Genomic DNA, 15,240 nt, shown 5'->3' on the forward strand with positions numbered 1-15,240 from the left:
TCTCAGGAGATCACGAACAACTTGTCCACAGAGAGGCCAACAGAGATTGTGGGCAATTGATTGAGTGCGTGATGATCGGTGGATTGTTTATCCACATGGAAAAGTCAGTAAAAACCGCAAGTTAGGTTGATAATTTTTCAACCAGAGGCCTGTAAGGCACGGTTTACATGGGGTTCAGCAACCCGCGAACACGTTATCCACAGGTGGGCGCACAGGGAATGTGTGTAACTGCGGTGGATAACCGCGTAGGAGTGAATTCATTCGCGAATGTGCTATTTCGCGAATGAATTCGCTCCTACGGTTTTTATCGGATGACGCCTTCTTCGACCAACAGCTTGAGGATCGCTGCGGCACCCTCTTGCGGGCTGACGCCCTTGAGGACTTGCCCGGTGCCGCCGCTGGCCTTGGCGGTTGCGGCTTTCATCCGATCGGCGCCGCTCTTGGCCTTGATCACTTTCAGGCGTTTTGGGCGAGGTTTAGCCGGTTGCAGAGCATGAGCTGTGAGTAACTCATCCACAACCACTTCCACCTCCTCCACACCCAGGGCTCCACGCTGCGCCGGGCCATACGCGCTCTGACGTGGCTTGGGCGCTGCGTTATCCACAGTGGCCAGAAACGGCAGGCGAACCTTCAGGCGTCGCCGCTGGCCTCGCGGCAAGGCTTGCAGAACAAGGGCCACGCCGTTGTCCAGCGACTCAACCTGAGCCAGCCCCACCACCAGCGGCCAGCCAAGCCTTTCCGCCAGCAGAAACGGCAGCATGCCCGAACCTTCACCGGTTTCCGCCTGGCTGCCGGTGAGGACAATCTGTACCGCCGAATCGCGGATGTAATCGGTCAGCGCAGGCAATGCATCCGCGCCTTCTGGCTGCTCCAGCACCTGCAACTCATCCAGCCCCATGCCCATATAGGCCCGCAATACCGGTTCCAGAGCATTGCCCGCATGCAACACCTGCAAGTTATCCCCAGCCAGTTGCAGACCCAGTTCCACGGCGCGGGCATCCTGCTCGGCGCGGCGGGCGCGTCCCGAAGCCGGATGGGAGCCGATGGACACCAGGCTCATGACCTGCAATGCGCTCTTGTTCAATGAAGAATTATCCACAGACGAACTCGCTTGCTCAGGCCGCATCACGTTTTGCCTCATTGCGATAAGCCTCGACCGCGTCGATCAAGGCATTGAGGAGTTCTGCGCTCTCACCGATCACCGACAGATCGGCACGTTTGATCATGTCGCAGCCGGCATCCAGATTGATCGCAATCACCTTGTCGCAGGCGCCGATGCCTTGCAGGTGCTGGATCGCGCCCGAGATACCCACAGCCACATAGACCCGTGCCGTGACCCAGGTGCCGCTGGCACCGACCTGACGATCCCGGCTCATGAAGCCGTCGTCCACAGCTACCCTGGATGCGCCCTCGGTCGCGCCCAAGGCAGCCGCTGTGCGATGGAACAGGTCCCAATCCTTGACGCCATTGCCGCCCGAGAAGATGAACTCCGCCTCGGCCATGGGGATAACTGCCGGATCGACCGCGACAGCACCGAGATCTTCAATGCGGGCCAGACTGCGGGCCACAGGTGTGGATAACTCCACTGGCAGCGCTTCATGTCGGGTTTCACTGACAGGTTCGGCGCACTCGGCAGCCGCCAGAATCAGACGGGCCAGCGGGCGGGCCAGATCTTCACGCCCCGCTCCGGCACGCCCGATACATTGCTCATCCTTGACCTGCCAGACACGAGTCGCCGGGCGCTCGCCCAGGCTGGCAGCAAAACGCCGCCCCAACTCCCCGCCGCCGCTGCGGCTGTCAGGCAGCAGCCAGTGCCGAGGGTTGAACTGGTTATCCACAGCCCGCAGCCCTTGCACGCGCTGCTCGGGTGAATAACCGCTGAATTCATCGCCATCAAGCACCAACAGGCGATCGACACCCGCTGTATCGAAAGTGCTTTCCTTGTGCTCACCAAACACCACCGCCAATACAGCGCCATCGACGCCAGCCAGTTGGTGAGCCATTCCCAATAGATCACGGTCGTGACTGCTCAGGCGGCCACCGACCATATCGGGTACAACCGTGATGTAAAAAGCCGGCTCCGGTACTTGATGCAGCGGCAGGCTGACTTCGACGACTGCCGAACGCTTGGCCGTACCGCCCTGCTGTGCGCCACTGCGGTCGATGCGCTTGATGCCGTTGGGGCCGATAAAACCCAGCCCATGCACGTTCTTGCGCACCAGACCGTTGGGCCCCATCCAGCTCGTTTGTACGGGCTGCATCGCCGCATGCAAGGGATGCAGACGGTTACGGGCAATCCATTCTGCACGCGGGTCGCGGCGGATAATGTCGCTCATCAATGCACCTCCGCAGGTTCACGCCTGGCAGGCGCTGGCTTGCTGGCCACCGGCTCTTCAATCAAGGCATCGGCCACAAGCTCGGCAATGTCCTTGATCAACGGACGCGGCTCGACCACACCTTCAAGCATCGCAGTGCATTGTGGGCAACCTACTGCCACCAGTTCGGCATCGGTTTCGCGGATATCTTCCATACGCATGTCGGGAATCCGCTGCTTGCCGGGAATGTCGGTAATGGGCGCGCCGCCACCGCCACCGCAGCAACGGGAGCGGAAGCCGGAGCGCTGCATTTCCTTGACCTCGATGCCCAGGGCGCGCAACACCTCACGCGGCGCTTCGTACTCGCCGTTGTAACGGCCCAGATAGCATGGATCGTGATAGGTCACGCTGGAGCCTTTGTGTTGACCGAGCTTGAGGGCGCCGCCCTGAAGCAGCTCAGCCATGTAAGTGCTGTGATGCTGCACGAGGTAGTCGCCACCAAAAGCGCCGTACTCGTTTTTCAGCACATGGAAGCTGTGCGGGTCGCAGGTAACGATGCGTTTGAAGCTGTACCGGGCCAGTGTCTGGATATTGCGCTTGGCCAGCATCTGGAAAGTCGCTTCATCGCCCAGACGACGGGCCACATCGCCACTGTCGCGTTCTTCAAGGCCCAGCACGGCGAAGTCGACCTTCGCGGCTTTCAGGACTTTGACGAAGGCGCGCAGCGTGCGCTGGTTGCGCATATCGAACGCGCCATCGCCGACCCAGAACAGCACGTCGGTGGTTTTCTTCTCGCTGAGCAGGTCAAGGTTCAGGTCCGCCGCCCAGTTCATCCGCCCGCCCGGAGCGAACCCACCGGGGTTATCGGTGGCGATCAGGTTATCCAGCACTTCGGCGCCCTTGTTGGGGGTCGCGCCTTTTTCCAGGGTCAGGTGACGGCGCATGTCGACGATGGCATCCACGTGCTCGATCATCATCGGGCACTCTTCCACGCACGCTCGACAAGTGGTGCAGGACCATAGCGTCTCGGCATCCACCAGCCCGTTGACGATAGGCTGATGCGGATTGCCGCCATGTTCGCCGATGGGCTTGCCCTTGCCGTCGAGGGATGGATACGGGCTGCCTGCAAATCTGGCATCGGTGCCGCCCGCCAAGCCAACCACCATGTCCTGAATCAGCTTCTTGGGGTTCAAGGGCTGCCCGGCAGCAAACGCCGGACAAGCCGCTTCGCATTTACCGCACTGCACACAGGCGTCAAAACCCAGCAACTGGTTCCAGGTGAAGTCCTTGGGTTTTTCCACACCCAGAGGCGCGCTCGGGTCAGCAAGGTCCAGCGGCTTCAGGCCGGTGGAGCGACCACCACCAAAGCGCTCGGCACGCCGGTGCCAGGCCAGGTGCAAGGCTCCGGCGAAGGCGTGCTTCATCGGCCCGCCCCAGGTCATGCCGAAAAACAGCTCGCTGACGCCCCACAGCACGCCCACACCCAGAATCACGGCCAGCAACCAACCACCGAAGTTCTCGGGCAGAATGCCCGCAACCGGCAAGGTCACCAGAAAGAAGCTGGCAGAAAACGCCATCAGGCTTTTCGGCAGACGCATCCACGGCCCTTTGGACAGACGCGCTGGCGGATTCAGCCGGCGACGATAGACAAACACCGCCCCCACGAACATCACTGCCGACATCAGCAGCAAGGCATAACCCAGGAAGCGGTTATGCAAGCCGAAACCATGCACCAGAATCGCCAGCACGATAGACGCCACCGCCCCACCGGCCGTAGCGACGTGGGTGTTGGCAATGTATTTGTCCCGAGCGACGACATGGTGCAGATCGACCATATAACGCTTGGGCATGGCCAGCAGCCCGCCCAGCAGATCGACCTTGGAAGCCCGACCATTGCGCCACATTTTGACCCGCCGCAAAGCCCCCAGCACCGCAAGGGCCAGGGCAGCGAAGAGCAGGAGGGGGAGAATGGTGCTCAACATCAGAATAACCTCTGGCGAGGTGCAAGCCACAAGCCGTAAGCGACAAGTAAAAGCACAGCAGATCCGCTGCCCTCTCTTGCTGCTTACAGCTTATGGCTTGCAGCTTTCCTCAAAAATCCTTACACAACCGCAATCCGTCATAGATCGCTGCATGGGTATTACGCTGGGCCACGCAGTCGCCGATGCGGAACAGCAGGTAGCCGTCACCTGGTTGGCTCAGCGAAGGTTGTGGCTGGATGGCGAACAGGGCCTCGATGTCGATCTGGCCTTTGTTGCGCGAACCTTCCTTGAGCCCGTAATAGAGCTCTTCGTCCGGACGCACACCGTTTTCGACGACGATCTGGTCGACCACCCGTTCCTCTTTGGCGCCGGTGTATTCGTTCTCCAGCACGGCAACCAGCTTGTCGCCTTCGCGGTAGACCTTTTCCAGCATCATGTCGCCGGTCATGATCACTTCCTTGGGATACATGCTGCGGTAGTAGGTCGGGAACGAGGTGCCGCCAATCGCGACTCCGGGTTTGATGTCATCGGTGACGATCTCGACCTGCGAGCCCTTGTCGGCCAGGAAGTCGGCCACGGACATGCCGGTGAACTCACAGATGGTGTCGTAGACCAGCACGTTCTTGCCCGGCGCGATCTTGCCATCCAGCACGTCCCAACTGCTGACCACCAGCCCTTCGGCCGCGCCCCAGTGCTCGTTCTGCTCCAGAAACGGATGACCGCCCACCGCCAGCACCACGATGTCCGGGCGCAGGTCGAGAATGGTCGCCGCATCGGCAGCGGTGCCCAGACGCAGATCGACTTTCAGGCGCGCCAGCTCCAGCTGGAACCAGCGGGTGATCCCGGCAATCTGGTCACGTTGCGGTGCCTTGGACGCCGTGGTGATCTGCCCGCCGATGAATTCCTTCTTCTCGAACAGCGTGACGTCATGGCCACGTTCGGCAGACACGCGAGCGGCTTCCATGCCAGCAGGACCGGCACCGACAATCACCACCTTGCGCTTCGGCCCGGCGGATTTCTCGATGATGTGCGGCACGCCCATGTACTCACGGGACGTGGCGGCGTTCTGGATGCACAGCACATCCAGCCCTTGGTACTGGCGGTCGATGCAGTAGTTGGCACCGACGCACTGCTTGATCTGATCGACCTGCCCCATCTTGATCTTGGTAATCAGGTGCGGGTCGGCGATATGGGCGCGGGTCATGCCGACCATATCCACATAGCCACCTTCCAGAATCCGGGTGGCCTGATTCGGGTCCTTGATGTTCTGCGCGTGCAGTACAGGCGCCTTGACCACTTCCTTGATACCGGCCGCCAGATGCAGGAACGGCTCCGGTGGATAACTCATGTTGGGGATAACGTTGGCCAGGGTGTTATGGGTGTCGCAGCCCGAACCTACGACGCCGATGAAGTCGATCATGCCGGTGGCGTCGTAGTATTTGGCGATTTCCTTCATGTCCTCATGGCTCAGGCCATCAGGATGAAATTCGTCGCCACAGATACGAATGCCCACACAGAAATCAGGCCCCACTTCCTTGCGTACAGCCTTGATCACTTCCAGGCCAAAACGCATGCGGTTCTCGAAACTGCCGCCCCACTCATCGGTACGCTTGTTGACGCGCGGGCTCCAGAACTGGTCGATCATATGCTGGTGTACGGCGGACAGCTCGACGCCATCCAGGCCACCGGCCTTGGCGCGTGCCGCAGCACTGGCGTAGTTGCCGATTACTCGCCAGATTTCTTCCGGCTCGATGGTCTTGCAGGTCGCACGGTGTACCGGCTCACGAATACCGGACGGCGACATGAGGGTCGGCCAGTGATCGCCGTCCCAGCGCGAACGACGCCCCATGTGGGTAATCTGGATCATGATCTTGGCGCCGTGCTTGTGCATGGCGTCGGCAAGGTTCTGGAAATGCGGGATGATCTTGTCAGTGGCCAGGTTGACCGACTTCCACCAGCCTTGCGGACTGTCGATGGCCACACTGGAAGAACCGCCGCAGATCGCCAGGCCGATGCCGCCCTTGGCTTTCTCTTCGTAGTACTTCACGTAACGGTCGGTGGTCATCCCGCCATCGGTGGCATAGACCTCGGCGTGAGCGGTACTCAGGACGCGGTTGCGGATCGTCAGTTTGCCAATCTGGATCGGCTGGAACATCGCTTCGAAAGCCATAACACGATCCTCGACTTACAACGGTTTGACGACAAACAGACCGTCGTCATGACCTTCTTCCGAACCGCCGTAAACCTGCTCGGCAACGGTACGGATCGAGCTGCCGCTGGCGGCCAGGATCTGATCGATTGCTCCGGCGAACCAGCCAGTGAACATGTAATCGACCTTGCGCCCGACCTTGCCGTACACATACACAAACGCCGAGTGCTCAAGCTTGACGCTGGCGGTGCCTTTTTCCAGATCGATATCCTGAATCTTGAACAGCCCCCAGCCACGCTGCGACAGGCGATTCATGTAGTGCTCGAACACCGCAACGCCTTCAATGCCGTGGCATTCGGCCTCTTTTTCGCACCAGTGCCAGGCAGATTTATAACCGGCCTTGTAGAGAATCTCGGCGTAGGCCTCGGCACCCAGCACCTCTTCAATACCCATATGGTTATTGACGAAGAAATGGCGCGGCACATAGAGCATCGGCAATGCATCGGAGGTCCAGACGCCGGTTTCGCTGTCGACTTCGATAGGCAGTTGCGGGGCGATTTTAGCCATGGGGTCAAACTCCAGAAATTCGGGTTACGCCCACTGCGCACAGGGCAGCGGGGTTATCAATTCAATAAGGTGTGGGTGGCGGTTATTCGCCCCAGACGTCTCGGAGGACGTTGACCCAGTTCTCACCCATGATCTTGCGCACGACACGCTCGCTATGGCCGCGCTTGAGCAGGGTTTCGGTCAGGTTCGGGAATTCGCCTACGGTGCGGATGCCCAGCGGGTTGATGATCTTTCCGAAGCTGGTCAGCCGACGGGCGTAGCCCTTGTCATGAGTCAGGTACTCGAAGAAGTCCTGTCCATGGCCCTGGGTGAAGTCGGTGCCGATGCCGATGGCGTCCTCACCGACGATGTTCATGGTGTATTCGATGGCTTCGGCGTAATCGTCGATGGTCGACTCGATGCCCTTGGCCAGGAACGGCGCAAACATGGTCACGCCGACAAAGCCGCCGTGATCGGCGATGAACTTCAGTTCGGCGTCGGATTTGTTGCGCGGGTGTTCCTTGAGGCCGGACGGCAGGCAGTGGGAGTAGCACACCGGTTTCTTCGACTCGAGGATGACCTCTTCGGAGGTCTTGGAGCCCACATGGGACAGGTCGCACATGACACCCACGCGGTTCATCTCGGCCACGATTTCGCGCCCGAAGCCCGACAGGCCGCCGTCGCGCTCGTAGCAGCCGGTGCCCACCAGATTCTGGGTGTTGTAGCACATCTGCACGATGCCAACGCCCAGTTGCTTGAAGATCTCGACATAGCCGATCTGGTCTTCGTAGGCATGAGCATTCTGGAAGCCGAACAGAATCCCGGTCTTGCCCAGTTCCTTGGCCTTGCGGATGTCGGCGGTGGTATGGACCGGCATCACCAGGTCGCTGTTTTCGCGCATCAGTTTCTGGCTGGTGCAGATGCTGTTGATCGTGGCCTGGAAACCTTCCCACACCGATACCGTGCAGTTGGCCATGGTCAGGCCACCCTTGCGCATGTCTTCAAACAGCTCGCGATTCCATTTGGCGATAATCAGCCCGTCAATGACGATGCTATCGGCGTGCAGTTCGGCTGGGCTCATCAGGCTGTCCCCTTTTTAGGTACTTGCGCGCCGAATCGGCTGTCGGCGCTATTGGGGTCAGCATATGCCGGAGGGTCCGGCGAGCCGGGTGCAAAAACGACAGGGGGTTTGCCGAAAGCGTCAAGATGCGACAAAGGGCAATCGGACGCTGCCAGCCTGCGTCGTAAACCTGTTCTTTGCCTCGCGCTTAGGCCAGAATTCACTGCATCAATGGATCGGAGCCACTCGATGAAAACGATTTTCCTGACCTTGGCCCTTATGGCGACAGCCGTGACGGGCGCACAAGCCGCTCAAGACCCGGACAGCACGCCGTGTGATGGCGTCGACAACGATAACCAGACGCTGGAATGCTCGGTCTACAGCCGGCACACCGCAGAAGAGCTGCTCAAGGAAAACTTTCAGAACCTGCTCAATCGCGTCCAGTCGCAATTTGTCGCCAACAAGTCGCAATACAACGACTTCACCAGCAAACTCAAGACTGCCCAGCAAGCCTGGGAAAAGCTGCGCGACGCCGATTGCGCGGTCGAAGTCTTCCCGTCAGCCGCTGGCAGCAAGGCTTACAACATCAACGAAAACGACTGCATTGCCCGCATGAGCGACGAGCGCTCGGAATATCTGGAATCAATTGCGCAGGAATAACGCCAGCGATGAGATAACCTGTTCCTTTATATGAACCGAAGGCACCAGGCATTCCCATGATTATTTGTGGTGTAGAAATCAAAGGCAGTGAAGCCATCTTCGCCCTGGCCACCCGTCAGAACGGCGGCATCTCGCATTTGCCGCTGGCAACCCGAAAGATCGCGCTGGAGGATGACGACGAGGCCGCCAACGTCAAAGCCTTCGCCGCGCAGATCGCCAGTTTCGTGCGGACCAACGGCATCAGCCATGTCGCGATCAAGAAGCGCAGCAAGAAAGGCGAATTCGCCGGTGGCCCGACCACCTTCAAGATCGAAACCGTCTTCCAGCTTCTGGCCGATTGCGACGTAATCCTCGTATCCCCCCAGACCATCAACGCCCAGAACAAGAAACACGACTTCGCCCTGCACGATACGTTGAACAAGTATCAGCATGAGGCTTACAAGACGGCGTGTGCAATGCTCATGAAATAGGCGCCAACCGGGCGGTGATGCGCTCGCGAGGGGCCTGAAATCTGCGGCCACTCGCCCGAGCGCCAACTCCCTCAGACAAAATGCCCCGCTCGTCTCTATGGCTCATTTCATATTTTTCTGATCACTGAAAACCCACCGAAATGGCGATATGCCACTGCATGAGCTATACATCGCCGACAGCACACGATTAGAAGGAACTATCCATGCGATCCGACCGGCCCTTGCGCTCTAGCCGTTCCGCACTTTCATACGCATGCATACCGTTGGCATTGAGCCTGTTCACAGCAACGCAACCAGCCACAGCCTACGACATGAACCCTATAGATGTGGAATGCTGGGGGCAGTCCGCTTTCTGCTCGGTAACCAAACTGACCGAGGGCTTGAAGTATCCGGTGCATGAAACCATCACCCTCCTGGCCTATGACTACTATCTGGATCCCGAGAACACCGAGGGAGGAAGGGCCAAGACCTCCGCGGAGACACTCAAACAAAGAGGCGTACTCAGAGATCTTGTCCTAGGTAGCCAATGGAACGACGACCCTGATTCATTGCTGCGTCAGAACGTGACCCGGGCTTATCAATGGTACGCACTATTCAAGGACGCCCAACAACAGGCGCAATGCAAGGAAAACAGCGCACTCCCTTCATGTCGTGCAATCACCGTCACTGCCAACCCGATGATGCTGTACAGAAGCCATTTCGGCGATTTCCAGTTCATTCATTCGATGGCCTCATCACAACAGGAAACGGCACTCGATACCCAGGCAAAAATGCTGGCCTGGGCCAAGTTCACCTACACCCTCTCGATATCTTCCAACAACTTGACCAAAGAGCCCATCGACGGCCCGGCCATCACTGCCTTCTCGGATATCGCTAGCTATCTCGGGAAACCAGGCTGGACAGTAGGGGCACTGTTCGACCCCATTCCCGGAGGTGAATGGAAACGTTCATTCAGGCCAGGAAAGTTTGGTACTTACGTCGCATCCGGGAATCCCAGAGTGCAGCATAGCTACAAGAGCCCGTCTGAGGCCGTCAGCGTCAAGCACATGGCTCTCGGCTCGCTGCTGCATATGATCCAGGACTCGTACTCGGACGCACACACGGAACGGAAAGGGAGTTGTAACCCACTGGCCCGGGAGAAAGGCGCAATCATCTCGTTCCGCAACTACGTCTACCAATCCAGCGACGACCATGCCCACGCCGATATCAATCCCAAGTGGCTGGAAAACGGAAAGCTGAAAAAAAACAACCCACTATGGGCTTCTGCCAAGTTGATCCAGTACTCCTTTTCGAAAACGCCTTGGGAAGGAGAGGTTGAGGCATTCCTGAAAAATGAGGTGTTGGCTTTGAGCAACCCAGGTAACGCACCGACCATCGGCGACCTACCCTGCTATTTGGGTACGCAGTGATCACTTCCAAGCATCAGGATTAAAAAGCGAGTCCTGCTCAAAAACGATGCCGAGCTATGGCAGTCGAGATATATGCGTCGGGCAGGTAAAAATTTTTGTGAGATAGCCTCCGCGGATGGGTCCCTCCTTTTGGGGCGCACTTCAGACTGCCGTCGCGGCCAAGGCCCCTCCCACGAAACCTGTGGGAGGGGCCTTGGCCGCGACTTCACAGTTGAAACGCCGCTAACAAAAAACCCGCATCTCTGCGGGTTTTTCATTACCGGATCAACACTCAGTTGATCTTGGCATCCAGCTCGCCTTTGGCGTAACGCTCGAACATGCGATCCAGGGAGATCGGCTTGATCTTCGAGGCGTTGCCAGCGGTGCCGAAGGCTTCGTAACGGGCGATACAGACGTCACGCATCGCGACGACGGTCTTGGCCAGGTATTTGCGCGGGTCGAACTCGCTGCGGTTCTTGGCCATGAATTCACGGATGGCACCAGTGGAGGCCAGACGCAGGTCGGTGTCGATGTTGACCTTGCGCACGCCGTACTTGATGCCTTCAACGATTTCTTCGACCGGCACGCCGTAGGTTTCTTTGATGTCGCCGCCGTACTCGTTGATGATCTTCAGCCATTCCTGAGGAACGGACGAGGAACCGTGCATGACCAGGTGGGTATTGGGAATACGCTTGTGGATTTCCTTGATGCGCTCGATCGCCAGGATGTCGCCGGTAGGCGGCTTGGTGAACTTGTAAGCGCCGTGGCTGGTGCCGATGGCGATTGCCAGGGCATCGACCTGGGTCTTCTTGACGAAGTCAGCGGCTTCTTCAGGGTCGGTCAGCATCTGGCTGTGATCCAGGATGCCTTCTGCGCCAACGCCGTCTTCTTCACCGGCCATACCGGTTTCCAGAGAACCCAGAACGCCCAGCTCGCCTTCCACGGAAACGCCACAGGCGTGAGCAAAAGCCACTACGCGACGGGTTACGTCAACGTTGTATTCGTAGCTGGCAGGCGTTTTGCCGTCTTCAGCCAGGGAGCCGTCCATCATGACCGAGCTGAAGCCCAACTGGATCGATCGCTGGCAGATGTCCGGGCTGGTGCCGTGATCCTGGTGCATGACCACCGGGATGTGCGGGAACTCTTCGACTGCCGCGAGGATCAGGTGACGCAGGAACGGGGCACCGGCGTATTTGCGGGCGCCGGCCGAAGCCTGAACGATCACCGGGGAGTCGGTCTTGTCGGCCGCTTCCATAATGGCGCGCATTTGTTCCAGGTTGTTTACGTTGAAAGCTGGAACGCCGTAACCGAATTCGGCTGCGTGGTCCAACATCTGGCGCATGCTGATAAGTGCCATTGTCTGTATCTCTCCCGGTCGGGTCGTTAATCGTGCAAGCCTGCCGTAGTGGCGACTGCTATTCAAGTTATACGCATTGGCCACAGGGCCATGCGGTGGTGGAACATCGGCTACGACTTATCTGGCCTTGCAGCCGCGTCCGATCAAATCGTTGGTGGCGTCCCAATAAATCAGGCCTTCGCTACCTTTGTTGGCAAACGCCAACACATTGTTACTGTAGAGCGTCCCGCTGGCAGCACCAGGTTCGGCCTTGAGCCTGAAAACCTGATCGCTCTGGTTCAGGCGTACATCCACTTCCTTTTTGGCCGAATCGGCAAAGCGCCAATGAACTTCGGCCTTGCTGTCACACACCCAATGGTTCCAGGAATCACTGGATTGCGGCGCCTTGGTGGTCGCACAACCGCCAAGCACTGCAAATGCCGCAAGGGCAATCAAGCCTTTCATCACGTCTCCTGGCCTGCCCCGGAAAGCCCGGCATGTGCCGCTCGCTTCTGTACTTCAGGGGCAGTTCTGTTCCTGATTACGGTCACTGGCCGGTTCACCCGTTACATGTGCCTCGACCCGCTGACTGTTTTCGGTCGTCGGAACACTCACGGAGGCCGGGCTGAATATTTCACAGGTACGGGCTTTAGAGCCCGGACTGCTGCAACCTGCCAATACAATGCAACTCACAAGAGCCAGGGTGGCGATTTTCATGGCGAAACTCCTTCTCGAAAAAGATCCCACCTTTTAATGACCGCCAAAGCTCGCAGATGTTGCCAGCGAGCTTTCAACCTGACTCAGAGACAGCCCACATCTCCCGTGCGCGGCATGAACTCGTAACGGTCCCATACTTCCTGACCGCCACGCTTGTAGATCACTGGCACGGTTTCAGCCTGCCAACCGGCCTGATAGCAACTCAATTGAAGCAACTGCGCCTGAGGCTCAGGTTCCGAATCGTTTATCTCAGGCTTGCTCGCACAACCGGCCAGCACACCTGCGATAAGCAACAGCGGTAACGTCCTGACCATGAACTACTCCCTTTCCTGAACCGGAAAATCAGGCCTTTGCACGCTGCTCAAGCACTTCAACGGCTGGCAGGACCTTGCCCTCGACGAATTCGAGGAATGCGCCACCACCGGTAGAAATGTAGGAAATCTGCTGTGCAACGCCGTACTTGTCGATGGCCGCCAGCGTATCGCCGCCACCAGCGATGGAGAACGCTGCGCTTTCGGCAATGGCCTTGGCCAGTGTCTTGGTCCCTTCGCCGAACTGATCGAACTCGAATACGCCGACCGGACCGTTCCACAGGATAGTCCCGGAAGATTTCAGCAATTGGGCAAACTGGGCAGCAGTCTGCGGACCGATGTCGAGAATCATGTCGTCATCGGCAACGTCAGCGATGAGCTTGACGGTTGCGGCAGCGCTTTCAGCGAACTCCTTGGCAACAACGACGTCCACCGGCAGTGGCACGCTGACCTTGGCGGCGATGGCACGGGCGGTGTCCAGCAGGTCCGGCTCATACAGCGACTTGCCGACCTTGTGACCGGCTGCTGCCAGGAAGGTGTTGGCGATACCGCCGCCGACGATCAACTGGTCGCAGATTGCGCTCAGGCTGTTGAGTACATCCAGCTTGGTGGAAACCTTGGAGCCGGCAACGATGGCAGCCATTGGCTTGGCCGGAGCGCCCAGCGCCTTGCCCAATGCTTCCAGCTCGGCCGCCAGCAGAGGACCTGCCGCAGCGACCTTGGCAAATTTGGCAACGCCGTGGGTCGAACCTTCGGCGCGGTGTGCAGTGCCGAAAGCGTCCATCACGAATACGTCGCACAGAGCGGCATACTTCTGCGCCAGCTCGTCAGCGTTCTTTTTCTCGCCCTTGTTGAAGCGCACGTTCTCGAACAACACGACATCGCCAGCCTTGACGTCGACGCCATCCAGATAATCGGCAACCAGCGGGACTTCACGGCCCAGCGCCTTGCTCAGGTAGTCGGCAACCGGCTTGAGGCTGTTCTCGGCCGAGAACTCGCCTTCGGTCGGACGGCCCAGGTGCGAGCAGACCAGTACGGCAGCACCCTTTTCCAGCGCCAGCTTGATGGTCGGCAGCGAAGCAAGGATTCGGGCATCGCTACTGACAACGCCGTCCTTGATCGGGACGTTGAGGTCTTCGCGAATCAGCACACGCTTACCTTGCAGATCGAGGTCGGTCATCTTCAACACGGTCATGAGGCGTTCCTGTTTTTTACTGTTGTTGATCAGCGACGCGCAAGAAATGGTCCGCAACGTCGAGCATCCGGTTGGCAAAACCCCACTCGTTATCGAACCAGGCCAGCAGGTTTACCAGCCGGGGGCCGGAAACTCGGGTCTGACTCGCATCGACAATGGCCGAATGAGGGTCATGGTTGAAATCACAACTGGCATGCGGCAACTCGGTGTATGCCAGCAGGCCTTTGAGCGGGCCGCTGGTGGCGGCCTCACGCAAGATACGGTTGATTTCCACAGCATCGGTATCACGTGCCGTTTGCAGCGTGATATCCAGGCACGAGACGTTGACCGTCGGTACGCGAACTGCTTTGGCCTGAATTCGGCCCGCAAGTTCCGGCAGGAGCCGCTCAATTCCGCGTGCCAGACCAGTGGACACCGGAATTATCGACTGAAAAGCCGAGCGCGTACGGCGCAAATCCTCGTGGTGATAAGCATCGATCACCGGCTGATCGTTCATTGCCGAGTGGATGGTGGTGATCGAAATGTATTCAAGGCCCAGCGCATCATCCAGCAGACGCAACAACGGCACGCTGCAGTTGGTGGTGCAGGATGCGTTGGAAACCAGTCGCTCGGTGCCGGTCAGTTTCTGCTGATTGATACCGAACACGATGGTGGCATCCACATCGGACTCGCTGGCCATCGGTTGCGAGAACAGCACCCGCGACGCACCCGCATCGAGAAAGCGCTGGCCATCTTCGCGGGTGTTGTAGACGCCCGAACATTCAAGCACCAGATCCGCACCCAACGCCGCCCAGTCGATACCTTCCGGCGTTGCGCTGCGCAGAACCCTGATCCGGTGGTCGTTGATGTGCAGGTATTCCCCGTCGACCCGCACATCGCCGGGGAAACGGCCATGAGTGGAGTCGAAACGGGTGAGATATTCGAGGCTGGCCATATCGGCCAGATCATTGATCGCGACCACTTCAAAACCTGCCCGGGCACCTCGCTCACAGAGCGCGCGCAAGACACAACGACCGATTCGGCCATAGCCGTTCAGAGCAACTTTGTAAGGGCGGTTTTGGGGCATGGTGGTGCTCGCAAGACAAATCGTACTGCGCATAAACCTGTAGGA

General features: G+C 58.8%; 15 protein-coding genes. 3 read left to right on the top strand and 12 right to left on the bottom strand.

The genetic code is table 11. From position 1 onward, the window contains the following. Window positions 1–304: 304 nt before the first annotated feature. The 6 genes from etfB to JL015_RS09170 form a co-directional block, all read right to left on the bottom strand. A complete protein-coding gene (etfB, locus tag JL015_RS09145) occupies window positions 305–1,126 on the bottom strand; it encodes an electron transfer flavoprotein subunit beta (protein WP_201018234.1) in 822 nt (273 codons plus the stop codon). Then, on the bottom strand, window positions 1,116–2,336 hold the full coding sequence (gene etfA, locus JL015_RS09150; protein ID WP_201018235.1) for an electron transfer flavoprotein subunit alpha: 1,221 nt from the start codon (window positions 2,334–2,336) through the stop codon (window positions 1,116–1,118). Before etfA ends, etfB begins: the two co-directional genes overlap by 11 nt. Beyond that, entirely contained in the window at window positions 2,336–4,297 is a 1,962-nt protein-coding gene (gene dgcB / locus JL015_RS09155) for a dimethylglycine demethylation protein DgcB (protein WP_201018236.1), read from the bottom strand. The genes etfA and dgcB overlap by 1 nt, the downstream gene beginning before the upstream one ends. Window positions 4,298–4,406: 109 nt before the next feature. Then, complete coding sequence (dgcA, locus tag JL015_RS09160; protein WP_201018237.1) at window positions 4,407–6,467, bottom strand: dimethylglycine demethylation protein DgcA; 2,061 nt, start codon at window positions 6,465–6,467, stop codon at window positions 4,407–4,409. A gap of 15 nt (window positions 6,468–6,482) precedes the next feature. Then, on the bottom strand, window positions 6,483–7,013 hold the full coding sequence (locus tag JL015_RS09165; RefSeq protein ID WP_201001684.1) for a DUF5943 domain-containing protein: 531 nt from the start codon (window positions 7,011–7,013) through the stop codon (window positions 6,483–6,485). 82 nt (window positions 7,014–7,095) lie between these two features. Further along, the gene (locus JL015_RS09170) at window positions 7,096–8,073 is read right to left on the bottom strand and encodes a dipeptidase (protein WP_025258233.1); all 978 of its coding nucleotides are present in this window, start codon (window positions 8,071–8,073) and stop codon (window positions 7,096–7,098) included. A gap of 228 nt (window positions 8,074–8,301) precedes the next feature. Here JL015_RS09170 and JL015_RS09175 point away from each other — a divergent pair, with 228 nt between their 5' ends. The 3 genes from JL015_RS09175 to JL015_RS09185 all read left to right on the top strand — a co-directional run bounded on the left by JL015_RS09175 (window position 8,302) and on the right by JL015_RS09185 (window position 10,591). Next, window positions 8,302–8,712, top strand: coding sequence for a lysozyme inhibitor LprI family protein (locus JL015_RS09175; RefSeq protein WP_201018238.1), 411 nt, complete (start codon window positions 8,302–8,304; stop codon window positions 8,710–8,712). 56 nt (window positions 8,713–8,768) lie between these two features. Continuing rightward, window positions 8,769–9,182 (top strand): DUF3010 family protein, encoded by a 414-nt coding sequence (locus JL015_RS09180; protein ID WP_201018239.1) that lies wholly within the window; start codon window positions 8,769–8,771, stop codon window positions 9,180–9,182. A gap of 203 nt (window positions 9,183–9,385) precedes the next feature. Further along, window positions 9,386–10,591, top strand: a complete 1,206-nt coding sequence (locus JL015_RS09185) for a hypothetical protein (protein ID WP_201018240.1) — start codon at window positions 9,386–9,388, stop codon at window positions 10,589–10,591. A gap of 271 nt (window positions 10,592–10,862) precedes the next feature. Here JL015_RS09185 and fba read toward each other — a convergent pair whose 3' ends face one another. The 6 genes from fba to epd all read right to left on the bottom strand — a co-directional run bounded on the left by fba (window position 10,863) and on the right by epd (window position 15,195). Continuing rightward, the gene (fba, locus tag JL015_RS09190) at window positions 10,863–11,927 is read right to left on the bottom strand and encodes a class II fructose-bisphosphate aldolase (protein ID WP_025258230.1); all 1,065 of its coding nucleotides are present in this window, start codon (window positions 11,925–11,927) and stop codon (window positions 10,863–10,865) included. Window positions 11,928–12,044: 117 nt separating this feature from the next. Continuing rightward, on the bottom strand, window positions 12,045–12,371 hold the full coding sequence (locus tag JL015_RS09195) for an MliC family protein (RefSeq protein WP_201001681.1): 327 nt from the start codon (window positions 12,369–12,371) through the stop codon (window positions 12,045–12,047). A 54-nt stretch (window positions 12,372–12,425) separates the two neighbouring features. Continuing rightward, window positions 12,426–12,623, bottom strand: a complete 198-nt coding sequence (locus JL015_RS09200) for a hypothetical protein (protein ID WP_201001680.1) — start codon at window positions 12,621–12,623, stop codon at window positions 12,426–12,428. Window positions 12,624–12,706: 83 nt separating this feature from the next. After that, a complete protein-coding gene (locus tag JL015_RS09205; RefSeq protein ID WP_201001679.1) occupies window positions 12,707–12,937 on the bottom strand; it encodes a hypothetical protein in 231 nt (76 codons plus the stop codon). A gap of 28 nt (window positions 12,938–12,965) precedes the next feature. Beyond that, window positions 12,966–14,129 carry a phosphoglycerate kinase gene (locus JL015_RS09210; protein WP_201018241.1) on the bottom strand — a complete coding sequence of 388 codons (1,164 nt, stop codon included), beginning with the start codon at window positions 14,127–14,129 and terminating at the stop codon, window positions 12,966–12,968. Window positions 14,130–14,145: 16 nt separating this feature from the next. Further along, window positions 14,146–15,195 (bottom strand): erythrose-4-phosphate dehydrogenase, encoded by a 1,050-nt coding sequence (gene epd / locus JL015_RS09215; RefSeq protein WP_201018242.1) that lies wholly within the window; start codon window positions 15,193–15,195, stop codon window positions 14,146–14,148. Between the last annotated feature and the right edge of the window lie 45 nt (window positions 15,196–15,240).

Source organism: Pseudomonas cichorii (assembly GCF_015471405.1).
In the GTDB taxonomy this organism is placed as follows: Bacteria; Pseudomonadota; Gammaproteobacteria; order Pseudomonadales; family Pseudomonadaceae; genus Aquipseudomonas; species Aquipseudomonas serbiensis.

Coding starts and splice junctions, on each gene's coding strand:
- etfB (WP_201018234.1), bottom strand. CDS start 1,126: ATGCGGCCTGAGCAAGCGAGTTCGTCTGTGGATAATTCTTCATTGAAC.
- etfA (WP_201018235.1), bottom strand. CDS start 2,336: ATGAGCGACATTATCCGCCGCGACCCGCGTGCAGAATGGATTGCCCGT.
- dgcB (WP_201018236.1), bottom strand. CDS start 4,297: ATGTTGAGCACCATTCTCCCCCTCCTGCTCTTCGCTGCCCTGGCCCTT.
- dgcA (WP_201018237.1), bottom strand. CDS start 6,467: ATGGCTTTCGAAGCGATGTTCCAGCCGATCCAGATTGGCAAACTGACG.
- JL015_RS09165 (WP_201001684.1), bottom strand. CDS start 7,013: ATGGCTAAAATCGCCCCGCAACTGCCTATCGAAGTCGACAGCGAAACC.
- JL015_RS09170 (WP_025258233.1), bottom strand. CDS start 8,073: ATGAGCCCAGCCGAACTGCACGCCGATAGCATCGTCATTGACGGGCTG.
- JL015_RS09175 (WP_201018238.1), top strand. CDS start 8,302: ATGAAAACGATTTTCCTGACCTTGGCCCTTATGGCGACAGCCGTGACG.
- JL015_RS09180 (WP_201018239.1), top strand. CDS start 8,769: ATGATTATTTGTGGTGTAGAAATCAAAGGCAGTGAAGCCATCTTCGCC.
- JL015_RS09185 (WP_201018240.1), top strand. CDS start 9,386: ATGCGATCCGACCGGCCCTTGCGCTCTAGCCGTTCCGCACTTTCATAC.
- fba (WP_025258230.1), bottom strand. CDS start 11,927: ATGGCACTTATCAGCATGCGCCAGATGTTGGACCACGCAGCCGAATTC.
- JL015_RS09195 (WP_201001681.1), bottom strand. CDS start 12,371: ATGAAAGGCTTGATTGCCCTTGCGGCATTTGCAGTGCTTGGCGGTTGT.
- JL015_RS09200 (WP_201001680.1), bottom strand. CDS start 12,623: ATGAAAATCGCCACCCTGGCTCTTGTGAGTTGCATTGTATTGGCAGGT.
- JL015_RS09205 (WP_201001679.1), bottom strand. CDS start 12,937: ATGGTCAGGACGTTACCGCTGTTGCTTATCGCAGGTGTGCTGGCCGGT.
- JL015_RS09210 (WP_201018241.1), bottom strand. CDS start 14,129: ATGACCGTGTTGAAGATGACCGACCTCGATCTGCAAGGTAAGCGTGTG.
- epd (WP_201018242.1), bottom strand. CDS start 15,195: ATGCCCCAAAACCGCCCTTACAAAGTTGCTCTGAACGGCTATGGCCGA.